Source organism: Terrabacter sp. 01T434, assembly GCF_056398545.1.
The window spans coordinates 1-5046 of the sequence record NZ_JBFTPP010000019.1 but is presented as its reverse complement, the minus strand read 5'-3'; the positions used below and the strand labels follow the sequence as shown (position 1 = coordinate 5046).

The 5046-nt window shown below is 63.7% G+C and carries 4 protein-coding genes and 1 pseudogene; 2 read left to right on the top strand and 3 right to left on the bottom strand.

Annotated elements, in window-relative coordinates:
- Positions 1–947: 947 nt before the first annotated feature.
- Positions 948–1775 carry a DUF7669 domain-containing protein gene (locus AC1DIW_RS21770; protein WP_478110902.1) on the bottom strand — a complete coding sequence of 276 codons (828 nt, stop codon included), beginning with the start codon at positions 1773–1775 and terminating at the stop codon, positions 948–950.
- 259 nt (positions 1776–2034) lie between these two features.
- Complete coding sequence (locus tag AC1DIW_RS21765; RefSeq protein ID WP_478110900.1) at positions 2035–3006, bottom strand: hypothetical protein; 972 nt, start codon at positions 3004–3006, stop codon at positions 2035–2037.
- Positions 3007–3748: 742 nt separating this feature from the next.
- Between AC1DIW_RS21765 and AC1DIW_RS21760 the strand changes: the two genes are divergently transcribed.
- Both AC1DIW_RS21760 and AC1DIW_RS21755 read left to right on the top strand, forming a co-directional pair.
- On the top strand, positions 3749–3994 hold the full coding sequence (locus AC1DIW_RS21760) for a pentapeptide repeat-containing protein (RefSeq protein ID WP_478110903.1): 246 nt from the start codon (positions 3749–3751) through the stop codon (positions 3992–3994).
- Between the two features lie 109 nt (positions 3995–4103).
- Positions 4104–4262, top strand: coding sequence for a hypothetical protein (locus tag AC1DIW_RS21755; RefSeq protein ID WP_478110898.1), 159 nt, complete (start codon positions 4104–4106; stop codon positions 4260–4262).
- Positions 4263–4918: 656 nt separating this feature from the next.
- Here AC1DIW_RS21755 and AC1DIW_RS21750 read toward each other — a convergent pair.
- Positions 4919–5046: pseudogene (locus tag AC1DIW_RS21750) on the bottom strand (IS110 family transposase); the annotation flags it as partial.

The window sequence follows — 5046 nt, the reverse complement described above, 5'->3', positions numbered from 1 at the left end:
GCAGGACTGTGATGAGACACATCCGGCGCCTCTAACGCCAGATGGTCAAGCTCCTGATCAGGCCAGCTCCTCCAACCGGGCCGGGGCCGGTGACCACGAGCGGACAAGTCGCAACAAAGGCACGAAGCCAGTCATTCCGGGGGTCACACCCGCGGTCACCAACCACAGCCCAGCACCATCAGGCTGCGAAGGCCATCCTCACAGTCCTTTCGCCGCGTGACGCCGCCTCTCAAGATCGAGGGCGCACACCTGCGTTCGGTCGGGTGGCTTGCCGACACTTCCCACCCAAGCCCGGGACGGGAGAGGCAGCTGTCCGGATCTGGCGCTGAGAGGAGGGTGTGGATGACACGATGCTCATATGCCTCGCGACATCGCTCAGGCCGTCGAGGAATGTCGTTCGACTCGACTCACGGGATGGCAGTTAGTGGACTACGCGACCCGCCTGGTAAGCGAGCGATTCTCGACGTACTCGGTCCTGCACCCGTGGGAACCGCCTGCCTCGGCCTTTCGCCATGGGCGGGGCTTCTGCACCCAGTACAACGGGGCATTGAGGCTTCTCCTCCAAGATCTGGGGTTCCGGCCCAGACTCGTTTACGCGGCCCGCGTCCGCTTTCCCGATGCCCCGAACTGGCGGCTCGGTCACACGTGGATACGCCTCACACTCGGCGGTGAGCAGAGGGACGTATGCGCGCGGTCGTCGCTGAACGCGGCAGGGCGAGTGGGCCTTGAACCGCTGACGCCCGTCCGCGAAGCGCATAGGGTCCTAACCTTCTTCACCACTACGGGTTCGTTCGTGGCAGCGGTCACTGCGATCGCGCACGCGAGGCTCCGGAGGCGGGCGCGTCCCTACTGGGTCGAGCACCCACGCGATGGGCCTTGAGAGTCGCCGCAGGGCGCAATCCGTGAGTCGTGGAAGTGCGTCTATTCGCCGTGAGCCGTCCTGGCGGCTAGGGCGCGAGCAGCGCTCCACTCTGATCGATCCACCACACTTCGATCTGCGCTGCCGTGAGTGAGCCCACGGTCTGGGCGTGCAACTCGCGGTAACGCCGGAAGTCGGGCAACACGATGATGCTGCGCCAAGCAGGTTCCTTCCCCCGTAGTCGCATCGCGGCAAGCACAGCCTGGGAGTACCAGTGACCCGCCTGAGTGCTCGGACTGGTGCGCTTCGTCTCGGCGGCACGCGCCGAATCTGCGTAGTTGCGGCTCGGGAACCCCTTCACCTCGATGCCCACGGTCTGACCGTCGCGTGCAGCGACTACGTCAATGCCATGCTCCTTGGTGGACGTGTTGGCGACTGAGAGGATGCTCCACCCGTCGGCTGCCAGGGCGGTTACCAAGGAGGACTGAACGTTGGCCTCCGTGTGCCACTCTCCGGACAGGCGTGCAGTGTTCGCTAGCTGGGGCTCGCGCACTCGATCGGGCATTCGGGCATCTTGCGCTTCGGCAGCCGCGAAGGCTGTGGAAGGACGGCGTCTGACGCGACTTGGTGTGACTGGGTTTTCGGACCGCCACTGCTCAATCTCCTCGACTGTCGCTCGGCGGTAGAGTCCGCGGTCAATTCGAGTGAGGAACGGTTCGCGGTGCGAGAACTGGGATCTGTCTCCGACGTTCCAGCTCGCACCCCGAGTGTGGACGCGGATCGTGTGATCGGTTGCTTGCCCCGGTGCGTGCCGCGCGAACCACGAGATGACTTCCTGCGACGTGAATGATCCCGTCTGCGACCTCGCAAACTCGTGCAGCCGCTCCCATACCGACAGCCGCGGATCATCCGTCATGAACTGAGGATTCCACGTACCAGCGACCGACACACTTGCTCCGCATCAGACACTGTGTGTCATACCGCCGCCTATCGCCCCCAAATACGCGGCGCGATGCGCCATGGTGCCGCATGTCGGGGTGGCGTGAGCATCGCGTATGGCGTTGTAGGGACTGGCCAACCGACGCACGACCCCAGGATTGGCATATTTGTTGTGCGGACTCGCGATCCAGAGGTGTGTCACGCCGTGATTTGTTGTCCCGATGCGAGCAAGGAGCTCACGTCTCCTGTTTCCCTTTGGATAGGCCGGGAACGGTGAGCCGCGCCCGTTTCCACCACGGATCGGCATTCGGAGTGTTAGCCACCTTGTCTATGAGACAGTCCTCAGCGCGTTCTTGGAGAAGTCGAGACAGTCCTACGTTCTGTGCCCGTTCTTGCTCCAGGCCTTCGGGACGATCGAGGCCGAGCGCTTCGTAGAGACGATACCTGTTGAGGTCTATCAATACCTCGATGGCATTCCCGTAGTGATGAGCGACAGTGCAGGCGCCGCGGTACAACAGCGCGGAAAGCCCCAGCGGGACCAGGGCCAGCATCGCCCAATAGCCACAAAAGGAGAACAGAGCGAGAGTTGCCACGCCTAGCACTCCTGTCGTGAAACACAGCCGGACTGCCAAATCAAGCTGGGTGCGCTGGTCGTTCAGGTAGGCCAACTGCTCTGGCGGTGCGAGCAGACCAACGTGCGGGATAGCGCTGATAGCTCCGAGGCCGTACGGACGACCGGCCCTTTCCTCATGCCCGCGTAGAATGTTGCCAAGGCGCGTCGGCATCAGGTCACCGTCAAGAGCAGGAAGATCCTGGAGCTGTCGATCCGCTTCGAACTGCGACCACTTGGCGGCCAGCGAATCCTTCGTAGCAGTTTGGCTCTGTAACTCCTCGAACGCGGTCTGGCCGGCCACCGAACGCTTTTGAAGCAACTCGTACCGGGCGAGCCATACCTGAAGGCGCCCACGGGCCAGCCATAAGGCGAACGGCCCTGAGCCCCAATAGCCTTCCAGCACTTGAACAACTGAGTACTGCAGGGGATGAAACAACAGGGCAAGAAACGCGGCGAGCAGCGCCCACACCAATAGGCCCTGCCAAGAGCTCTCAGATGGCACGGCCTTTGTCCAGTCGGGTGAGCCCGTCCAGGGCTCGGTCGAGACAAGCACGTAAAGGCCGGCGGCGAGAACTGCGGACGGAATGAGGCTCACTGCGGTGAAGTAGGGCCCTACCCGAGCGACGGCACCCAGACCCGACTCCCACACTGCCACTGTCAAGCCTCCTGCTGGTGAGTGTCGCCGTTGACACCGTCGCTTGTCACACAGTTGTGCTCACACCGAAAGCACCAACGGACACCCTTCGCGCGCTGTCGTGTCGGCGCCCCGCAGGAGCAGCGATCTTCGTGAGGCGTTCGCGACGGACCCGGCGGTGGAAGGGGGCCAGTGGCCGTGAGCCATGAGCGGAATAGCCACCAGATCAAGATGAGGCAGCGAACCGACACGGCCCCTCCCTCCCGTAGACCTCCATGGTAGGGCTCGTCACGCGCAAACTTCTACGGCGTGGTGTCTGGACTCGGGGCGGGGCCGGAAGGGACCCTGCCTACGTGAGGAATCGCCTCGGAAAGGCTCGAGCTTGAAGGCGCCCTTCGTCGCACTGGTCTTGTCCGTCACGGTGGGCGTGACTGCGATCGCGCTGAGCTCGCATTTCTGGGGTTTCCGAGGCGCGCTAGCGGTCACCGTTGTCAGCGCATCCCTGCTCGCCGGATGCTACGCCTTGGTTGTCAAGCCGGATCGAAGGGCCCTCGCGGCGACCATCGCATTGTTCCTTAGCACCTGCTCACTCAGTGCCGTACTGTTGATCCCCCAAGATTGGCCAGTCCGTCAGAACGCCCAGGCCTCAATCACAACTCAGACGCCCGCCTCGGCATCCACCCCACGATCAGGCCTGTTCTCCATGGCTGGGCGCAACCTGCGTTCCATTGACCTGAGCGGACTGAACTTGGCGAATGCCGACTTTCGCGGGGCCGATCTCAGCGGTGCGAATCTCACCGGCGCGGATCTCAGCAACAGCTGCTTGAGGGGCGCGGTGCTCAGCGGGGCCCGCACATCTGGCGCTTCGTTCGCGGGTGCCGACCTGAGTGGCGCTACTGCCGATTTCCCGTTGCCCACTGCGACCCCGTCCGCGACAGCCTGTTCCTGATCCCAATCCAGGTGGAGAGCTTGAGGGGCGAGCCCAAGAACATTTCCGGCGCGCGACTCTAGCCCGGGACACGACTTCTACACCGTGAAGCGGGACCGCCTCAGTTTCCGTGATCACCAAGCATCACTACGCGATCGGGTGGGTGCCCCTCTCGCTCATCTTCACCGGCAGGGAGTCCTTGCGGCACAGCACCAGTGACGCGGCGCAGATCGTGCAGAAGTGCACCGACCGAGATCCCGACCAGCGCTGTCGCAAGGTCCTGGACTGATCGCGCACGTCGAAGCGCTGTGACGAAGCCCGCTGACACGCCGGCCCGACTACCTCCTCACGCCGTTCGCTAGTCACGTGCGTGTCAGTCGCCGCTGCCGAAGCGTCCAGATCCGCAAGAACTCCTGCGTCACTTCGCCGCGTCACGCTCCCCTTGAGACGCTGGGCCGCACGCGCCTACGGACGTCAATCGTCGATCTTTCTAGGGACAGGATGCTGGCGCGATGGGCCATGCCGAGGTTTGATCGATCGTGGCCGGTTTCAGCCGTCGACCCCAAGACGTAGACGCCGCGAGACGCTTCCTGATCTCATGCGTCAACCGGGACGACGAGGAGTTGCCCACTTACGGTGAGGTGGCCGCCGCGTATGGAGGCGTGGCTCGTGCTGCCGGCCCCGTGCGCAACAGCATCGCTCGAGACTGCGAGCTAGCGGCAGAGCCGGACTTGACCGTGCTAGTCGTCGACACAAGCACCCGGCTCCCCGGCACCTTCCGTGGGCAGCCAGTCGTCGCCGACGATGCGAGTGAGGCGATTTGGCGGCTCGAGGTGGCACGAGTCCGGGCTCAGGACTGGAGTTAATGGACGGCCTCGTCATCGAGGTGCGGTGGTCGTTGGCAGAGTCAGGTCCAAGACTCTGCTGCGACGCTCCTATGCTTCGTCAAGCGCCTGTCGTGGTGTTTTCGAGTAGGCGATAGAGGTCGCGGGCGACGTAGCGGGCAAGGCAGCGTTTGATTTCTCGGCCGGTCTTGCCTTCGGCAGTGCGGCGAGCGACGTATTCGCGGGTGG